Annotated in this window: 14 protein-coding genes, 1 tRNA gene and 1 pseudogene; 5 read left to right on the top strand and 11 right to left on the bottom strand. The window is 57.8% G+C overall.

Translation table 11 applies throughout. From position 1 onward, the window contains the following. Positions 1-7: 7 nt before the first annotated feature. The 11 genes from ACZ5VE_RS06180 to cysS form a co-directional block, all read right to left on the bottom strand. The gene (locus ACZ5VE_RS06180; protein ID WP_464457144.1) at positions 8-3,559 is read right to left on the bottom strand and encodes a beta strand repeat-containing protein; all 3,552 of its coding nucleotides are present in this window, start codon (positions 3,557-3,559) and stop codon (positions 8-10) included. Positions 3,560-4,017: 458 nt separating this feature from the next. Further along, positions 4,018-5,721 carry a hypothetical protein gene (locus ACZ5VE_RS06175; protein ID WP_464457143.1) on the bottom strand — a complete coding sequence of 568 codons (1,704 nt, stop codon included), beginning with the start codon at positions 5,719-5,721 and terminating at the stop codon, positions 4,018-4,020. Between the two features lie 34 nt (positions 5,722-5,755). Then, entirely contained in the window at positions 5,756-7,015 is a 1,260-nt protein-coding gene (locus tag ACZ5VE_RS06170) for an HlyD family type I secretion periplasmic adaptor subunit (RefSeq protein WP_464457142.1), read from the bottom strand. Then, on the bottom strand, positions 7,012-7,764 hold the full coding sequence (locus ACZ5VE_RS06165; RefSeq protein ID WP_464457141.1) for a hypothetical protein: 753 nt from the start codon (positions 7,762-7,764) through the stop codon (positions 7,012-7,014). The genes ACZ5VE_RS06170 and ACZ5VE_RS06165 overlap by 4 nt, the downstream gene beginning before the upstream one ends. Positions 7,765-7,797: 33 nt before the next feature. Beyond that, on the bottom strand, positions 7,798-9,234 hold the full coding sequence (locus ACZ5VE_RS06160; protein ID WP_464457140.1) for a TolC family protein: 1,437 nt from the start codon (positions 9,232-9,234) through the stop codon (positions 7,798-7,800). A gap of 335 nt (positions 9,235-9,569) precedes the next feature. Next, a tRNA-Ser gene (locus ACZ5VE_RS06155) sits at positions 9,570-9,662 on the bottom strand. An 18-nt stretch (positions 9,663-9,680) separates the two neighbouring features. Further along, entirely contained in the window at positions 9,681-10,943 is a 1,263-nt protein-coding gene (locus tag ACZ5VE_RS06150) for an aspartate kinase (protein WP_019431262.1), read from the bottom strand. Between the two features lie 144 nt (positions 10,944-11,087). Next, positions 11,088-12,032 carry a tRNA lysidine(34) synthetase TilS gene (gene tilS, locus ACZ5VE_RS06145; RefSeq protein ID WP_464457139.1) on the bottom strand — a complete coding sequence of 315 codons (945 nt, stop codon included), beginning with the start codon at positions 12,030-12,032 and terminating at the stop codon, positions 11,088-11,090. Positions 12,033-12,061: 29 nt separating this feature from the next. After that, entirely contained in the window at positions 12,062-13,036 is a 975-nt protein-coding gene (locus ACZ5VE_RS06140; protein WP_464457138.1) for an acetyl-CoA carboxylase carboxyltransferase subunit alpha, read from the bottom strand. Positions 13,037-13,081: 45 nt separating this feature from the next. After that, positions 13,082-13,732: a DNA-3-methyladenine glycosylase family protein gene (locus ACZ5VE_RS06135; protein WP_464457137.1), complete on the bottom strand. Its 651-nt coding sequence runs from the start codon at positions 13,730-13,732 to the stop codon at positions 13,082-13,084. Continuing rightward, positions 13,729-15,114, bottom strand: coding sequence for a cysteine--tRNA ligase (gene cysS, locus ACZ5VE_RS06130; RefSeq protein ID WP_464457136.1), 1,386 nt, complete (start codon positions 15,112-15,114; stop codon positions 13,729-13,731). The genes ACZ5VE_RS06135 and cysS overlap by 4 nt, the downstream gene beginning before the upstream one ends. Before the next feature lie 241 nt (positions 15,115-15,355). On the opposite strand from cysS, the gene ACZ5VE_RS06125 reads away from it, so the two are divergent. From ACZ5VE_RS06125 to ACZ5VE_RS06105, 5 genes and pseudogenes are all read left to right on the top strand, one after another. Continuing rightward, the gene (locus tag ACZ5VE_RS06125) at positions 15,356-15,868 is read left to right on the top strand and encodes a tetratricopeptide repeat protein (protein WP_464457135.1); all 513 of its coding nucleotides are present in this window, start codon (positions 15,356-15,358) and stop codon (positions 15,866-15,868) included. 26 nt (positions 15,869-15,894) lie between these two features. Continuing rightward, positions 15,895-16,599 (top strand): annotated as a pseudogene (locus ACZ5VE_RS06120) (caspase family protein); the annotation flags it as partial. Between the two features lie 354 nt (positions 16,600-16,953). Next, complete coding sequence (locus ACZ5VE_RS06115) at positions 16,954-17,520, top strand: peptidylprolyl isomerase (protein ID WP_464457450.1); 567 nt, start codon at positions 16,954-16,956, stop codon at positions 17,518-17,520. 4 nt (positions 17,521-17,524) lie between these two features. Beyond that, positions 17,525-18,031, top strand: a complete 507-nt coding sequence (locus ACZ5VE_RS06110; protein ID WP_464457134.1) for a peptidylprolyl isomerase — start codon at positions 17,525-17,527, stop codon at positions 18,029-18,031. An 11-nt stretch (positions 18,032-18,042) separates the two neighbouring features. Beyond that, positions 18,043-18,825 (top strand): UDP-2,3-diacylglucosamine diphosphatase, encoded by a 783-nt coding sequence (locus tag ACZ5VE_RS06105; protein ID WP_464457133.1) that lies wholly within the window; start codon positions 18,043-18,045, stop codon positions 18,823-18,825. Positions 18,826-18,890: the final 65 nt, after the last annotated feature.

Genomic DNA, 18,890 nt, shown 5'->3' with positions numbered 1-18,890 from the left:
TATGGTGTCAACTGATGAAGTTGATTTGAGCAATCGATGTATGTGTGGCGTCACTCGCCACATAGAAGCTTTTGTTGCCCGTTGCTGCAATTGTTTCAGACAAGATACCTGTTTCGGTTGTGATTGTGTAGGTATCACCGGTACCGAGTCTTAAAGATAAAACGCTGCCGTCTCCTTTGCCCACGACACTTTGAATGGCCGCGCTCGTGATAGCAACGTTACTGTTGGTATTTGCGTCCGCTTTCAAGTCCAGAATTTCAATATTCGTAGCTTGAAGTGCACTCAGGTTGAAATTAGTAATGCCCTTAATTTGTACCGTGTCTGTGCCATTAACTAACGACCCAGGAATTTCAGTAACCACATCCCCTGTTGAATCAACCAGATAAGTGTCATTACCAGTACCTCCGATCAAACTGTCATTACCCGCACCACCAGTCAAGGTATCGTCACCCGTACCGCCAGATAAAGTGTCACTGACTGAGCCACCAGTCAAAGAGTCATTGCCATCGCCACCAACAAGGGAATCAGTACCCCCTCCGCCAATAATGACGTCGTCTCCGCCGCCCCCAGACAAGGTATTAGCTGCTGAATTACCAGTCAATATGTCTGCAAACGCAGAACCCACAAGGTTTGAAATATTGAACAGAATGTCGCCAGCAGCATCCCCGCCCGATTGCGTCGTTGTCTTCGTCAAATCTACACTAACTGCAGAAGTCGAAGCGTTGTAATCAACAGTGTCGGAGCCATTGGCTGCGGCCAGCGTGCCACCATAGATCGAGTCCGCGCCAGCACTGCCGTGGAACGTGTCGTTGCCAGCGCCACCAATAAGAGTGTCATTGCCAGTGCTGCCCCAAATGCTGTCTGCTAGGCCAGAACCAACCACTTTTTCGATGCTGATCAAAACGTCACCAGCAGCATCCCCACCTGATTGAGCCGTTGTCAGAGACAAGTTCACAGAGACAGCCGCAGTGGATGCGCTGTAATCCACCGTGTCGTTACCCAAGCCACCATCAATGGTGTCAGCTCCAGCGCCCCCCGCGATCGTGTTGTCTGCACCGTCACCCGTCAAATTGTCAGCAGAAGCACTGCCGATTAAATTGGAGATGCCAATAAGCACATCGCCATTGGCATCGCCTTGTGTTCCAGAACCTGTCGCCAGCGAAACGGAAACAGCCCCTGTCGCCGAAGCATAGGAAGCTGTGTCCACGCCACCGCCACCCGTCAATGTGTCGCTACCAGCCCCGCCAATCAATGTATCGTTGCCAGTGCCACCTGTAATACTGTCATTTCCGCCCATCCCGTTGAGGGTATCGCCGGTGTTATTGCCAACGATGGTGTTGGCCAGTTCATTGCCTGTGCCCGATGTGGCCAATCCTGTCAGTGTCAGGTTTTCAACATTGGTCCCCAGGGTGTAGTTCACCGAGCTTTGGACTGTGTCCGTGCCTGCCGATCCGTTCTCGGTGACGACATCGTTCGCATTGTCGACCACGTAGGTGTCATTGCCCGCACCGCCCGCCATGCTGTCAGCGCCCGCGCCACCGTTCAGCGTGTCACTGCTTGTGCCCCCGGTCAATATGTCGTTGCCCGCTGCGCCATTCAAGCTGTTGCCGTTGTCGTTACCAACGATGGTGTTGGCGAGGTCATTACCAGTGCCCGATGTGGCCTCGCCTGTCAGTGTCAGGTTTTCAACGTAGGAACCCAGTGTGTAGTTCACCGAGCTGAGAACGGTGTCCGTGCCTACCGATGTGTTCTCGAACACGACATCACTCAAGTTGTCGATGACGTAAGTGTCATTGCCTGCGCCGCCTGCCATGCTGTCAACGCCCGTGCCACCGTCCAAAGTGTCATTGCCTATGCCCCCGGTCAATGTGTCGTTGCCCGCTGCGCCATTCAAGCTGTTGCCGTTGTTGTTGCCAACAATGGTGTTAGCCAGTTCATTACCAGTGCCCGATGTGGCTTCGCCTATCAGTGTGAGGTTTTCGACATTGGCCCCCAGTGTGTAGTTCACCGAGCTTTGGACTGTGTCCGTGCCTGCCGATTCGTTCTCAAACACGACATCGTTCGCGTTGTCGACCACATAAGTGTCGTTGCCAGCAGCACCTGCCATGCTGTCAGCACCCGTGCCACCGTCCAGCGTGTCACTGCCTGTGCCACCGGTCAATGTGTCGTTGCCTGCTGCACCATTCAAGCTGTTGCCGTTGTCGTTGCCAACGATGGTGTTGGCCAGTTCATTGCCTGTGCCCGATATGGCTAATCCTGTCAGTGTCAGGTTTTCAACGTAAGAACCCAGTGTGTAGTTCACCGAGCTGAGAACGGTGTCCGTGCCTGCCAATGCGTTCTCGGACACGACATCACTCAAATTGTCGATGACGTAAGTGTCATTGCCTGCGCCGCCTGCCATGCTGTCAACGCCCGTGCCACCGTCCAAAGTGTCATTGCCTATGCCCCCGGTCAATGTGTCGTTGCCCGCTGCGCCATTCAAGCTGTTGCCGTTGTTGTTGCCAACGATGGTGTTGGCCAGTTCATTGCCTGTGCCCGATATGGCCAATCCTGTCAGTGTCAGGTTTTCAACATTGACACCCAGTGTGTAGTTCACAGAGCTTTGGACTGTGTCTGTACCTGCCGATGCGTTCTCCAACACGACATCGTTCGCGCTGTCGACCACATAAGTGTCGTTGCCAGCGCCACCTTTCAGTTCATCGTTGCCCGCTCCGCCATCCAGCGTGTCGTTGCCGGAACCGCCCACCATGGTGTCCGCACTGCTGGTGCCTGTGATGTTGAATGAATAGCCCGCATTGGACAAAAAGATTTTGGCATTGCTGTTGCCGTCCAATGTCTCGCTTGGCAAGGTATTGGCATGGTAAAAATTCAACGGTGCGTTGCCGTAGTCCAACGGGGTCGTACCGTCGTAGAACTTCACAGCCACCGAGAAATCATTGGCAGATACTGCGCCCACTTTCCAGCTCACCGAAAGCTTGAGGTCGGTCAGGCTGCTCAGGTTGGCGATTGTGATCTTTCCATCCACAAACGTTTGTCCGTTGATGGTGAACCCTTCTGGCAAGCTGGCGCTCGTCGTCAGCACCATGCTTTTGGCATTCAATACACCGGGCAGCGTGAGCGTTGCGAAAGCTTTTCCATCGGGCTCAACGCTCAATGTGGATTGGCCGTTGAGCTGAACGTCAATCCGTTTGTTCACGTCAATTTGTGTGAAGTCGACTTGGCTCAATGAACGCGCAGGACTGAATGTGGTGGTACCAACGGCAGTCACAGTAACGCCACTGAAGGATGACTCCGAGTTGCCAGTGAAAGTGCGCGAGGTGCTGTTGACTTTGACATCGGTCGTGTTGGTGTTTTCGACCACCTCTGGCTGTGGCGGTGACCCCGGCGATGGCGACGCAAACTTGTTTTCGCTTTGTGGTGTGATTTTCTGAACGCCTGTGCCGGTGCTTGGCCCTGAACTCGTGTTGCGGGATTCGTCTGTGGCGCTGGTCAAGCTGGCAGTGCTCAGGGTTTGCAGCACTTTTTCGAGCTGTTTGCTGGTTTCGGTCAGCTGGCTCATGGTGTCTTGCAGTTCTTTGCCGAGCCCAAAAGCATCGCCTGATATTTTTTCGGCCACTGCGGGGCTGGCGTCACCAGACTTCAGTCGAAAGCTGCCGCCTTCCACGGGTTTCAAGATGCCGAGCTTTTTGACCTGATCGGCTGCGGTGATGCTGTCGCCCCCCAAAAAAACGATCTTGCTTTCGGGTTGTGTGGCCGCTTGCAATGCGCCTTGCTGAAGGATGATTTTTTCGCCGCTGGTGGTGGTCAACACCAAATCCAGGTCCACCGATTCAACCGATTGGATGGCTTGTGCATTGACCGGGATTTTGAATTGCGGTGCGGCCCCGTCCACCGATGTCGCATGGATCAACCGGGTTTCTCCCCCGGGGTTGGACTGGGCGGTTGTGGATGCAGCAGAAGAAGGCAACGTGGTGTTGGGCATGGGCAAGCGGGGTCAGTGGTTCAGCTGTAAAAAGATCAAACGGTTTTTTGCGCAGACTGGGCTGTCAAGTTGCTCAAAAACGCCACGATTTGCTCGTTGCGAAATTGGGCTTCTTGCAGCATGGCGTCCATGCGCGAGAGCATGGCTTGGCTGGACTCGCGTTCGTTTTGCTGGTTTTGGCTGTTTTTCTGCAAGAGCTTGGTCACATCGGCATGGACCTGGCCTTGGCGTTGTTGTTCCAGCTGGAGTTGTTCGCTCCAGCGGTCAGCATGGCTGGTGTATTCGGCCAACACGCGCTGGGTGCCAGACAGGTGGTCCACCATTTTTTGCAGCCCGGCTTCTTGCACCTGAACCCATTGGCCCCATTGGTTGTTGCGGTTTTGGCGCTCCAGGTTGGCTTGGCTGGCCAGGGTTTCTTCTTTGTTGCGCAACATGTTTTGCTGCTGCTCCAGATAGGTCTGCCAGAGGGTGTTTTGTGCCCGCATTTGTGCACTGGACTGGTCGTGCTGCGCTTGCAGCAGTTTCTCGAAGGTCTGGTTTTGTTGCTGCAAGATGTCTTTTTGCAACTCGGCTTGCTGGCTCCAGAGGTTTTGCTGGGCTTGTGCGTGTTCTGCGTGCTGTTGGTGCTGAACCCCCAGGGCGCGTGCCATGGTCTCGGTGTGCTGCTCCAGGTGTTTGGCCATTTGCACATGGGCATCGGCCATTTGGGCTTGGCGCTCGGCCAGTTGGTTTTGGCTGCTTTGCATTTGCGCCACCAGCGACAACAGGCGGTCTTGCTGTTCGGCTTGCTGGCCAATTTGCTGGATCAAACTGCCTGTGCCGTGGCTGTTGGTTTCCAGTCGGGCCATGAGGGTGCCCATGCCCATCATCATTTCGCGCACGCGCCGCTCGGAGTGGTCCAGCGCCAAGGCCAGGCCACGAAGCAGGGGCGAGTGTTCGGCCAACTCACCCAAGGCCTGGGCCACAGGGTTCAGGTCCACCATGCCACCTTCGGTTTCTTGGGCAATGTCCAGCATGAGGGACGTGTCGGAGTGCACAAACGACACCAGATCGCTTGAAGCACTGCGCACCCCAACAGACAACACGCCCATGATGAGCGAGCCCAGAACGCCAAACAAAGAGGCGCTGAAGGCCACGCCCATGGCTTGCATGGGTGCGGTCAATCGGGCTACCAATTCGCTGATGGCGGCCACGGGGTCGATCATGCCGGCGCCGAGGTTGAACGAGCCGATCAGTTTGCCGATCTCGGCCAGCGCACCGAGCAAGCCAATGAAGGTGCCGAGCAAGCCCATGCCGACCATCATGCCGCCCATGAATTGCGACATCATGAGGCGGCGTGTCTGGCGTGCACTGAAGCGCTCCATCTCTGACTCGATGGCTGCGTGCTGGACCGATGTCAGTGCTTTGCCACGCAGGCCCTGAACCAATTCAATCAAGGACACGACGTCGTGCTTTTTGCTCATCTCCAAAATGGCCATCTGCAGCTGCTCTTCGGAGGCGGCGTTATCGACCATGAGCCGGTATTCGCGGAACAGGCTGCCTTCTTTGTTGATGCGGCGCACATGCGCCAGCATTTGGTAGCAGCCCGCCGCAACCAGCAAAAAGATGATGTAGTTGATTTGAGGGTGCGGGTTGCCCTCGACCGTGCTGATGATGGCGTCCCAGAAAACCAGTGCACCCAAAAAGACCAGCGCAACAGGGACGCCGATGTACCAGTAATAGAGTTGGAGTCGTTTCATTTTTTTGTCCTCGGTAACTTCAAAATACGGTGAATCAAGTCGGCTCTGTGAACGCCTGCTGCTTGAAGCGCAGCAGAGGTGACAGCAAATAAGTCATGACGCTGCGTTGACCCAGCACCACGTCGGCGCGAGCGGTCATGCCAGGCAAAATGGCCAAAGAGGCCATGCGTTGCGATGGGGTGTCGGTCTGGATCAGGACGCGGTAGTAGCGCTGGCCAGATTCATCGGCCAAGGTGTCGGCACTGACTTCGACCAGTCGGCCATTGAGTGCGCCATAGATGGCGTAGTCGTAGGCGCCGATCATGACGCGCGTGGTCAAGCCGGGGCGCAACGAGGCGCGGTCGTTGGGGCGCACACGGGCTTCCACCGCCACGGGGCCTTGGTTGGGCGTGATCTCCAGCAGCACTTCGCCGGGTTTGACGACGCCGCCCATGGTGTTGAAGTTCAAGCGGTTGATGTAGCCGCTGGTGGGGGCGCGCACTTCGGTGCGGTCCAGACGGTCGGTGTCTCCATCCACAGCCAGGCTGAGCTTGGACAACTCCGCGCTGACCTGTGTGAGTTCGGTTCGGGCCTCTGCACGAAAGCGTGCCTGCGCTTCGTCAAGACGGGCTGCCAACTCCGACACGGCGGCCTGCAAGCGCGGCAGCGAGGCCTGGATGTCGTTCAGGGTGGTGGTCAGGCGTTGGGTTCGGCTTTGCGATTCGAGCAACTCCATTTGCGAGGCCGCGCCTTTTTTTGCCAGCACATCCATCATGGTGGACTGTTTGCGAGCCAGGTCCAGCTCGACTTGTGTGCTGACGATACGGCTGCGGGCTTCGCTGAGTTCGGCTTGCCGTTGGGTGTGCTGCTGGCTGATCACGGCACGCTCGGAGCGCACACGCGCCAAGCGCTCTTTGAAGGCGTTGACGGCTTCGCGCTGGATGTCTTCAGGGATATCGGCCGAAAATTTCGGCTCGGTTTGGCCTTGCGCCTCTGCCGTCAGGCGGGCTTGCTGCGCCAACAAAGCATGTTGGCGCGAGCGGCCTTGCTGAACAGACGTATTGGCTTGCACATCAGACAGGCGCATCAACACATCACCCGCCGACACCACCTGCCCTTCGCGCACCAGAATTTGCTGCACGATGCCGCCTTCAAGGTGTTGCACGATCTGGGCACGGCCAGCCGCAATGATGCGGCCTTCGGCGCGAACGATCTGGTCCACAGGCGCCAACATGGCCCAGAGCATGGCGCTGAACACCAGGACCGCCAAGGCCAGCATCAGCCGCTGGTCGGTGGTCATTTTTTTCCAGTTCATGGCACCCACCGCAGCAACACTTTGCTGTTGTCCGCACCGGCTTGCGTGCTTTCATGGATCTTCAAGTCGATCGCGGCGCTGTTGGCCCCGTTTTCGAGCAAGGCATTGCGAACGGCGTTGGCACGGTAAAAGGACAAGCGGGCTGCTTCAGAAAAGCCCTTGGGTGAGATGACCGTGATTTGCCAACGCCCCACTGGGAGCGCACTGACTTTTTTCAGCTTGGTCATCAGCTCGCTGACTTCTGCGGGCGACAAGGTCACCACATCCGGGCTGAACACCACCACCAGTGCGGCCTGTGTGAGGCTTTGCACGCTGTTAGCCTGCTTCGGGTCTGTGGGTTTGTTGTCTTTGGCTTGAACAACGTCAGAACGAACGTCTTGCACTTGCGTCAATTTGCGCTGGGTCTCATCGAGCTTTTTCTGGGTCACTTCCAGTTTGGCTTGCACATCGTTGATGGTTTGCTGCATGCGGCTGACGGTCTCGTCTTTGCTTTGTGCATTGGCATCTTTTTGTTGTTCGCCTTTTTGCTTTTCTTGCGTGTGCGATGCCGATGTGGCCGTTTGATGCGACTGGGCTTCTTCGATGGCTTTTTTCTTGGTCATTTGCGCCAGCTGCAAGGTGGCACCCAGCACCACGATGCTCATGACGGCAATGACAAAAAGCAGGTTGATGGCCAAGTTGGTGACGGCGTCGACATAGCCGGGCCAAAAGATGTCAGAGGCTTCGCCGGAATCGGATGTTGCTGCCATAGGTGCTTTGATGGGGTGATGGGGTCTGAGTGATCAGGGCTGGATGGCGCTCAACTGGCCCGTGCGCTGCAAAATTTGCGCATGGGCCTTGATGTTTTGCCCAATCGATTGCGCCAACCGCTGGCGCGCCGAAAAGTAGCGCTCGCTGGCATCCAGCGCATCCAGCAGAGAACCCAAACGACCGATGCGCAACTGCTCGGCCACCGCCTCCACCACGCTGCTGGCCGATGCTTGCTCTTGCTGAGCGGTTTGCATGCGCAACACGGCCGACTGCAGCAAGGCGTGGTCACCTTCAACGGCTTGTGTCAGGCGTTGGCTTTCATCGGTCACCTTGGCCTCGCGAACACGCATTTCGGAGCGGGCTTGTTCCGACTGAAAGTACTCCTTGCCACCCAAGGACGTGGCCCAGTTGACGACCAACAAGGCACGTGTGTCGGTGTGCGGGCCGTTGATGCCCTGCACGTTTTTGCTGATGTCACGCTCCAAACTGAGCCCCACCACGGGCAGGTATTTGGACATCTCGGCTTTGACGCGGGATTGCTGGAATTCGACATCGCTTTTCAGGGCACGGATTTCAGGGTTTTGCGCCAGTGCCAAAGTTTGCAATTGCGCAGCGCTGGACGGGATGGCCGGAAACCGCGACACATCGGGCAGGCGAATGGCTTGCGGCGTCAGGCTGGTCAGGCGCGTCAGCTCGAGCGCGGCATTGCGGTAAGCGGCTTGTTGTTCGATGCGGACTTGTCGGGCATTGAGCACGCGTGTGCGCGCACGCTCCAGGTCTGCCGGGCTGGCAGCCCCTACCGCCACACGGGTCTCCAAGTAAGTCATGATGTTTTGCAGCTGCGCCAACTGGATGTTGGAAAAATCCAGCACCAGACGCGCCGTGGCCACATCGACCGTGGAGCGGATCACCGACATGACCACGTTGTCATACGCCGATTGCAAACGGAAATGCGCCGACGCTTCGGCCTGTCGGCTGCCCGCGAACTCATTGAACAAGGTGGCGTTGAAAAGCGGCTGCGTCAGGCGAACGGCATATTGTTTGTAGGTGTGCTTGCTCAAGGCCTCGTTGATCGTTTGCGAGTGCTCTGGCCCTGTGGCATAGCGCACAGACATGCTGGGCATCAAGTCGGCCCGGGCAATTTTTCGCCCCGACTGCGCCGTATCGAGTTGCGCCCTGACTTGCTGCAACTGCGGGCTGACGTCGAGTGCCTGCTGGATGAATTCGTGCAGATCGGTGGCGTGCTCAGGCGGGGTCGATGCTGCCGCATCCGTGTCGCCAATTTCAAATGCAGGCAAAGCCAGCACATCGGTTTGGGTCAGGTCAGAAAACCGCAAAGCTTTCTTGCCAACGTCGGTGCCTTGCGCCTGCACCCCTTGCACCAAAAGCGCTGCTGCAGCCCAAACGGTCCACCGCGATGCCTGAATAAGACGGCAGGCAACTTGAGAATGGCTCTGGGTGATTTTCATTTCTGGCAATTTTTGAACTAATTGCCTCAATTTTCTTACCTAATAGCGCTTTGATGTCTTAAAAGTTCTTATAACTCGATTATGTTTTCTTAAGTAGTTTTAAAGAAATGAAACCACCATGCACTGAAGTTGAGTTCAAAAAAACAAAATCAACTTCATTGGCAATAAATCAACAAATACAAAATATGGCGTGGTGCCTTTTGAATATTCAAAAGACGTTTCCAGCAGACTGTTGCATCTGTTCAAACAGAGCGGATTCGGAGAAAAAAGGAGGGGGATTAATGCGGCGGGCAAAGAAAAAGCCCCGCAAGTCAAAAACTTGCGGGGCTTGGTCTTGGCGGAAACGGAGGGATTCGAACCCTCGATGAGGCTCTACACCCCATACTCCCTTAGCAGGGGAGCACCTTCGGCCACTCGGTCACGTTTCCAGTGGGTCAAATTATAACTTAGGCTTGATCCAGATCGAAGGCTTTGTGCAGTGCGCGCACGGCCAATTCCATGTATTTTTCATCGATCACGACCGATGTCTTGATTTCGGAGGTCGAAATCATCTGGATGTTGATGCCCTCTTCGCTCAAGCTGCGGAACATCTTGCTGGCCACGCCCACATGGCTGCGCATGCCGATGCCGACGATGGACACTTTGCAGATCTTGGCGTCGCCCGCGACTTCTGCAGCGCCCAGTGCAGGCAGCACTTTTTCCTTGAGCAGGTCAATCGTCTTGGCGTAGTCGTTGCGGTGAACGGTGAAGCTGAAGTCGGTTTTGCCGTCTTTGCTCAGGTTCTGGATGATCACGTCGACTTCGATGTTGGCATCGGCCACAGCACCCAGGATCTGGTAGGCGATGCCGGGTTTGTCGGGCACGCCCAACACGGAGATTTTGGCTTCGTCGCGGTTGAATGCGATGCCGGAAACGACGGCTTGTTCCATTTGTTCGTCTTCCTCAAAAGTGATCAGGGTGCCGGAGGCGGCTTCTTCGTTGATGTCAATGTCCCAAGGCGTGAAGCTCGACAACACGCGCATGGGCACTTTGTATTTGCCAGCAAATTCGACCGAGCGAATTTGCAAAACCTTGGAGCCCAGCGATGCCATCTCCAGCATTTCTTCAAAGCTCACGGTCTGCAGGCGACGCGCTTCCGGCACCACGCGGGGGTCGGTGGTGTAGACGCCGTCCACATCGGTGTAGATCAGGCATTCGTCGGCTTTGAGGGCTGCGGCCACGGCCACGGCCGAGGTGTCCGAGCCGCCACGGCCGAGCGTGGTGATGTTGCCATCGCCGTCCACGCCCTGAAAGCCGGTGATGATGACGACTTTGCCTGCGTTCAGGTCACCGCGCACACGCACATCGTCGATCGACTCGATGCGGGCCTTGGTGAAAGCGCTGTTGGTTTTGATGGGCACTTGCCAGCCTGCGTAGCTGACCGAAGGCTGGCCTTCGGATTGCAGCGCAATGGCCAGCAGGGCCGACGAGGCTTGCTCGCCCGTGGAGGCCAGCATGTCGAGTTCGCGGCTGTAGGCGTCGCCGGGTTTGGCGGGGGCCAACTCTTTGGCCAGGCCGAGCAGGCGGTTGGTTTCGCCGCTCATGGCGCTGGGGACCACCACGATCTGGTGGCCAGCGCGCGCCCATTTGGCCACGCGCTTGGCGACATTGCGAATGCGCTCGGTCGAGCCCATCGAGGTGCCGCCGTATTTGTGAACGATCAAAGCCATGTGTCGTTTATGAATAGAGGATGAGAGCGGGTGCGCGCTTTGAAAGCCCGTACCGCAGACGTTTGAAGAGGTTTTTGCCTCAGCAAAACCCGTCGATTGTACCAACCGGACTGACGCTTTCTTGACCCGCGCCAAGGGTCAGGCTCAGACCGCTTGCCATTGGAGGTGCTGACCTTGACGCTGCACAAAGCCCTGACCCACTTTCAGGTGCAGGCGATGGCCCCGGGTGGTGCAAGCGGCCACCTGGTCGAGCAGCTCAGTGAGCTGGGCGGTGCTGGGCGTGGTGGCATGGTGCAACCGCAGCCAGTAGCGCAGCACCAAAGCCTGGCGGGCGCGGCTGAGCGACTGCAAGGCGGCAATGCGCGGCGGCACGCCGATGTGCAACAGGTCTTGCGCGGCCACTTCGTTCAGCACCTCTTGCGCTTGCGCGGCGTGGCTGGCGCTGCGGACAAAGGTGTCCCGAAAAGCAGGCAAGGCCTGCGCCAAAGCGGGGATCACTTGGGCGCGGATGCGGTTGCGGGTGAATTGCGGGTCGGTGTTGGTGGGGTCTTCGATCCAGCTTTGGCCCTGCGCATGCAAGCTTTCGCGCAAGGCGGCACCGGGCACCGCCAAAAAAGGCCGGTGCCACTGCAAGCCCAGACGTTGCCAGTGCGCGGGCATGCTGGCCAAACCGGGCAAGCCTGCACCGCGCGACAAGGCAATCAGCAAAGTTTCCACCTGGTCATCCGCGTGCTGGGCCAGCGCCACGTCTTGCACCTCGGGCCATTCGGTGTGCACCGCTTCGGCCAGCGCCTGGTAACGGGCTTTGCGGGCGGCGTCTTCGGGGCTTTGGCCGGGCGCATGGCCTGCCTGCACGCGGCGCACCGCCAGCGGCACCCCCAGTTGCAGGCACAGCGCTTGGCAATGCGCCTCAAATGCGTCGGCCGCGTCTTGCAAGCCGTGGTGAATGTGCACCGCCCTCACCTGCCCCGGCCAACGGCGGGCGCAGGCCAAAAGCAGCGCCGTGGAATCGGCACCGCCACTGAAGGCCACTGCAAAAGGAAGGCCCGGGCTGAAATCAGCCAGGGCCTGTTCGGGGGATTGCGCCATGTGTGAAGCCTCTCGGCTCACCTGCGGGTTTACTTACCCGCTTTGGTGTCGGTGAAGCGGCCGTAGCTGTTCAGGCGCTCGTAGCGGCGCTCCAGCAGCTCTTTGGGTTTAAGGTCGGCCACTTGGCGCCAGGCATCGCCCAAGGCGCGCTTGAGGAAAGACACCATCTGGTCGGTGTCACGGTGGGCACCGCCCACGGGTTCGTTGACGATCTTGTCGATCAGGTTCAGGGCCTTGAGGCGGTGGGCGGTGATGCCCAGGGCATCTGCTGCCACCTCGGCTTTGTCGCTGGTTTTCCACAGAATGGAGGCGCAACCTTCGGGGCTGATGACCGAGTAGACCGAATATTGCAGCATCAGCACCTGGTCGGCCACCGAAATGGCCAGCGCGCCACCGGAGCCGCCTTCGCCAATGATGGTGGTGATGATCGGCACTTCGAGCTGGGCCATCTCAAAGATGTTGCGGCCAATGGCTTCAGACTGGCCACGCTCTTCGGCGTCGATACCGGGGTAAGCGCCGGGCGTGTCCACAAAGGTGAACACGGGCAACTTGAACTTTTCGGCCGTTTTCATGAGGCGCAGCGCTTTGCGGTAGCCCTCGGGCTTGCTCATGCCGAAGTTGCGCAGGGTGCGCTCTTTGGTGTCGCGCCCTTTTTGCTGGCCCAGCACCATGCAGGCCTGGCCATTGAAACGGGCCAAACCGCCCACGATGGACAAATCGTCGGCAAAGTGGCGGTCGCCGTGCATCTCGACAAAATCGGTGAAGATGCCGTTGATGTAGTCCAGCGTGTAAGGACGCTCGGGGTGACGCGAGATTTTGGTGACCTGCCAGGGGGTCAGGTCGCTGTAGATGTCTTTGGTGAGTTGCTGGCTTTTCTTGCTCAGTTGCTCGATTTCGAGGGTGATGTCCACCGCCGACTCGGATTGCACGTAGCGCAACTCTTCGATCTTGGCTTCGAGTTCGGCAACGGGTTGCTCAAAGTCGAGAAATGTTTTTTTGGCCAAGTTTTACTCCTCTGTTCATAACCGGGTGGACGCCTCGTCCAGCCCTCAATACGCCACCGGCACGGGGTCCAGCGAGCGCCAAATATACCAAGTTGCCACGGTCGAATAAGGACTCCAGGCCTGGGCCACCTCTCGGGCGTCGCTGCGGCTGACCGGTTCGCCCGAAAAATAGTTGCGGCTGATGCCGTTGATCAGGCCCACATCGTCCAGCGGCAGCACATTGGGCCGCAGGAGGTGAAAGATCAGGAACATCTCGGCCGTCCAGCGGCCAATGCCCCGAATGGCCACCAATTCGTCAATGATGGCTTCGTCGTCCATGTCTTGCCAAGCCTTGACGTGCACCGTGCCCGAGCTGAAATGCATGGCCAGGTCCACCAGGTATTCGACCTTGCGGGCCGACAAACCGGCCGCCCGCATGTCGTCCACCTTGAGTTTGAGCACGGCAGCGGGCGTGAGCCGCTTGGTCAACACCGAGAACCGATCCCAAACCGATTGGGCGGCTTTGACCGAGATTTGCTGGCCCACGATGGACCGGGCCAAAGTGACAAACGCGTCGCCCCGGGTTTCCAGAATGGCATCGCCAAACTGGGGGATGAGCTTTTTCATGACCCGGTCTTTTTTGGCCAGGTGCGCACAGGCTTCGGCCCAATAAGCGGGTGTGACGGGCGTCACAGCGGGAATCACGGCCACAGTCACTGCGCCGCCTCCCAGGTGGTGCCTGCAGCCGAGTCTTTGAGCACAATGCCTTGGGCCAGCAAGTCGTTGCGAATGCGGTCGGCCTCGGCAAAGTTTTTGGCCTTTTTGGCGTCTGCCCGGGCCTGAATCTGCGCCTGAATGGCGGCATCGTCCAAGCCAGCACCGGCTTGCAGGTAAACCGTCGGGTCGGTTTGCAGCAAACCGAGCAAACCGCCCAGGCTTTTCAGCAAGCCCGAACGCTCGGCCGAGCCGCTGCGGTTGACTTCACTGGCCAGCTCAAACAACACGGCCACCGCTTCGGGGGTGCCAAAGTCTTCGTCCATGGCGGCCTTGAAGCGGGCGGCCAAGGGGTCGGCCCAGTCGATGCGCACGTCGGCGGGCGGCACCGCTTGCAGCGCCGTGTAGAGGCGCTTCAAAGCGCCCTTGGCGTCGTTCAGGTGGACATCGCTGTAATTGAGCGAGCTGCGGTAGTGGCTGCGCACGATGAAAAAACGCACGGTTTCGGCGTCAAACTCTTTGAGCACATCGCGGATGGTGAAGAAGTTGCCCAAGCTCTTGGACATCTTCTCGTTGTCCACGTTGATGAAGCCGTTGTGCATCCAAAAGCGCGCCAGCGGCTGGCCGTTGGCGCCTTCGCTTTGGGCGATCTCGTTTTCGTGGTGCGGAAACTGCAGGTCAGCCCCGCCGCCGTGGATGTCAAAGGTCTGGCCCAGCAGCTCACAGGCCATGGCCGAGCATTCGATGTGCCAACCCGGGCGGCCGGTGCCAAAGGGGCTGGCCCATTTGACGTCTTCGGGCTCGGTGGGCTTGGCGCTCTTCCAGAGCACGAAGTCGAGTGGGTCGTTTTTGGCGCCCTCTTCCGTGTTCACGGCCACGCGTTCACCGGCATTCAACTCATCCAGCGACTTGCCCGACAACTTGCCGTAACCTGCAAACTTGCGCACCGCGTAGTTCACGTCGCCATTGCCTGCGCGGTAAGCCAAGCCTTTTTGCTCCAGCGTGCCGATCATGCTCAGCATTTGGGGCACGTAGTCGGTGGCTCGGGGCTCGTGCTGGGGCCGCTCGATGCCCAAGGCGTCGGCGTCCTGGTGCAGCGCGTCGATCATGCGGTCGGTCAGGTGGCGGATGGTTTCGCCGTTTTGCAGGGCGCGTTTGATGATCTTGTCGTCGATGTCGGTCACGTTGCGCACGTAAGTCACTTTGTAACCACTGGCCTTGAGCCAGCGCTGCACCACGTCAAACGCGATCATCGAGCGGGCATGGCCAAGATGGCACAGGTCGTACACCGTCATGCCGCACACGTACATGCGCACATGGCCGGGCTCGGCTGGTGAAAACTTGGAGACAGCACGGCTCAGCGTGTTGAAAATGCGCAGACTCATGTCAGATCAAAGAAATTTCGGAACACAAAAAACCTACAAGGCCATGACCAGCGTCGGGTTCTGGGCAAGCAAGAGGGAAGCGGGAGATTCAGCTGAAAAGCAGCCGCCTTACACGTGGGCAGCAGGTCTCGCAGGCAGCGTTGCGGCCACATGGCCTCCGCTACAATGACCGTCCAGTATATCCCCGTCAGGGGCCCCGCTCCCAGTTCTTGGCAGCCCAGATTCGATACTTTTGGCGCGCATGCACTCACTCTTTCCCATCGTCCTGTCTTGTCTTTTGCTGGCTTTCAGTGCAGGCGCCAAAGCGGACGTCTACAGCGATGTGAACCGCCTGGTCAACACCGCGCAATGGGCCAAAGCCCAGACCCAGGCCGAAGAGCACCTGAAAACCAAACCCACCGACCCGCAAATGCGTTTGCTGCTCAGCCGCATCCAGGACGGCCAGGGCCAGACGGCTGCCGCCATGGAAACGCTACAGGCCCTGACCCGGTCTTTCCCCGAGTTGCCCGAGCCCCACAACAACCTGGCTGCCCTGCTGGCCCGTCAAAACCGCTACGCAGAAGCCCTGGACGCCTTGCAAGCGGCTGTGCGTGCCCGCCCGGATTACGCCACCGCACTCGAAAACCTGGGCGATGTCTACATCGCGCTGGCCATTGAGGCCTACCAAAACGCCAACAAAGCCATGCCATCGCAGCCCCGCGCGACGAACAAACGCCTGGCGGCCGAGCAGATCTTGAAGTCTTCGGCGCCTTGATACAAAGCACTTTATCTAGAGTAACCATGCTGCTGCGTTTAATCTTAATTGTGTTGATTGTTTTCAGTAATGCGTGCTTCGCTCAACAAAAAGAAAACCGAGTAGCACTGGTTGTGGGTAATGGTGCATATAAAACGGCCCCCCTTAAAAATCCCACCAACGACGCCAAGGATATGGCGGCCAAACTCAAGCTTATGGGCTTTACAGTTGTTGAGCGTAGCAACCTGACCGTCAAGCAGATCGGTAGCACTTTGCGAGAGTTTCGTTCCAAGTTAACACCTGGAAGTGTGGCATTGGTTTTCTATGCAGGACACGGCCTGCAGATTAAAGGCGAAAATTACTTTCCTGCAGTGGACTCTGACATCAATAGTGAAGAGGACGTGCCAACTCAAAGCCTTGCCGTTAACCAAATCATGGATGTGCTGGGCGATGCAAAGACACGGTTGAACTTGGTCTTTTTGGATGCATGCCGAAACAATCCCTATTCCCGCAGCTTCAGGTCTGCTGCAAATGGCTTGAGTCGAGTCAATGCGCCGTCAGGAACATTAATCTCTTTTGCCACCCGACCAGGTGGCGTGGCGGCTGATGGCACTGGCCGCAATGGCCTCTATACCAGCGCTTTGCTGGATCAGATCAATAAAACCAACCAACCAATCGAGCAAATTATCAAGAAGGTGGTAAGTCGAGTCAAAGTCGTATCGAACGGCAATCAAGAACCTTGGATGGAAGGCAGCATTGAGGGGGATTTTTGTTTTGGCGAATGTAGCGCTCAAGTAGCCCCATCTGTTTTTAGTGATGACCGGTTATTTTGGGAATCCGTTAAAGATAGTAAGGACGTCACCGAGGTCAACGCATATTTGGAGCAGTTTCCAAATGGCATTTTCGTAGGTATTGCTAGAGCAAGAATTACAGCTTTGACAAAAGCTGAGATACAAGTGGCAAGCAGCAAGCCTACTCAAGTAACGACCCCGATAAATCCAGTGCCAACTACTCCCTTCGCAGCCCAAGCATTAAAGCCGGCTAGTGCATTCATCTCAGGCCAAGCACAAACAGGCGGCGTGAGCAAAGTGCGCATCAGCACCTCCATGGGGGACATTGAAGCTGAGCTGTACGCCGACAAGGCCCCCAAGACCGTGGCCAACTTTTTGCAGTACGTGAACGACAAGCACTACGACGGCACGGTGTTTCACCGGGTGATTGCGGGCTTCATGGTGCAAGGCGGCGGCTATGACCCTCAATACAAAGAGAAGAAAACCCGTGCACCTGTGCAACACGAAGGCCGCCAAGCGCTTGCAGCGGGCCTGAAAAACACCACCGGCACGCTGGCCATGGCCCGCACCAACGACCCGCAATCGGCCACCGCGCAATTTTTCATCAACGTGGTGGACAACGCGTTTCTGGACCCCACGCCAATCCCCGATGGCGATCCGGTCGCCAAATTTGAATACCAAGGCCGCGTGTACGAGAAAGTGGCCCGCGCCCAGTTGCTGAACGCGCCCCAGCTGTTTGGCTACACCGTTTTTGGCAAAGTCACGTCCGGCATGGACGTGGTCCAAAAAATCAGGACCACCCCCACCGGGGCAGGCGGTCCTTTTCCCTCCGATGTCCCCAAGACACCGGTCCTCATTCAATCCATCACTTTGTTGAAGTAACACCATGAGCAACCCACAAGTCGAACTGCACATCACCGGCTACGGCGTCATCACCCTCGAACTGGACGCTGAAAAAGCCCCCAAGTCGACCGAAAACTTCTTGGCCTATGTGAACAAGGGCCACTACAACAACACGATTTTTCACCGCGTGATCCCCGGCTTCATGGTTCAGGGCGGCGGCTTTGAGCCTGGCATGGCACAAAAGCCGACCGATGCCACCATTGAAAACGAGGCCAACAACGGCCTGAAAAACGACGAGTACACCGTGGCCATGGCCCGCACCTCGGCACCCCACTCGGCCACGGCCCAGTTCTTCATCAACGTGGCCAACAACGGCTTTTTGAACCACACAGCACCGTCCATGCAAGGCTGGGGCTATGCCGTGTTCGGCAAAGTGGTCAAGGGCACCGAAGTGGTGGACCAGATCAAAGGCGTGAAAACCGGCAACCGCGGCGGCCACGGTGACGTGCCCAAAGAAGACGTCGTGATCGAAAAAGCCGTCGCCATCTGACCGGCTTGGCCATGTCCGCTGACCCGCGCAACACCCGGCCAAGCATCGGCTTGCTGACGGCGCCTGCGGCATGGCACACCGTGGACCTGATCTCGGACCTGCATTTGCAGGCGTCCGAGACCGCCACTTTTGAGGCCTGGCGGGACTACATGGCCCGCACCCCGGCCGATGCGGTGCTGATTCTGGGCGATTTGTTCGAGGTCTGGGTGGGTGATGATGCCGCCGCGCTCGACCCGTTTTTGCAAAGCTGCGCCGAAGTGTTGCGCCAAACCGCACAGCGCGCCCATGTCGCCTTCATGCCCGGCAACCGCGACTTTTTGGTGGGCCCGGATTACCTGGGCCGTTGTGGCGTTGAGCCCCTGACCGACCCCACTTTGCTCGAATTGGGTACACAGCGGATTTTGCTCAGCCACGGCGACGCCCTGTGTCTGGACGACAAGCCTTACCAGGCCTTTAGACTGCAGGCCCGCAATCCCGAATGGCAGCAAGCGTTTTTGACCAAACCTTTGGCCGAGCGCCAGGAATTTGCCCGCAGCTTGCGTGCTTTGAGCGAGTCACAAAAGCACGAAGGCATGACGTTTGCCGATGCCGACCCCGAGATGAGCCTGTTCTGGCTCGCGCAGGCCCAGGCGGATCGGTTGGTTCACGGCCACACCCACCGCCCCGCCGACCATGCTTTAGGCCAGGCGCAGCGGCATGTACTGAGCGATTGGTCGCTCGACCACGCCCCTTTGCGGGCGCAGGTGTTCAGGCTGCAACGCTCGGGCGGCTCACAACGGATCGATTGGCTTTAAAGCGGCTTTCTTTCCAAGACCCATGCAGAAACAAAAACGGCCGCTCATGAGCGGCCGTTTTGCAT

The sequence above is a fragment of the Limnohabitans sp. INBF003 genome (assembly GCF_055396645.1).
The sequence above is the reverse complement of the archived record's forward strand: the minus strand, read 5'-3'. Positions and strand labels throughout refer to the sequence as shown.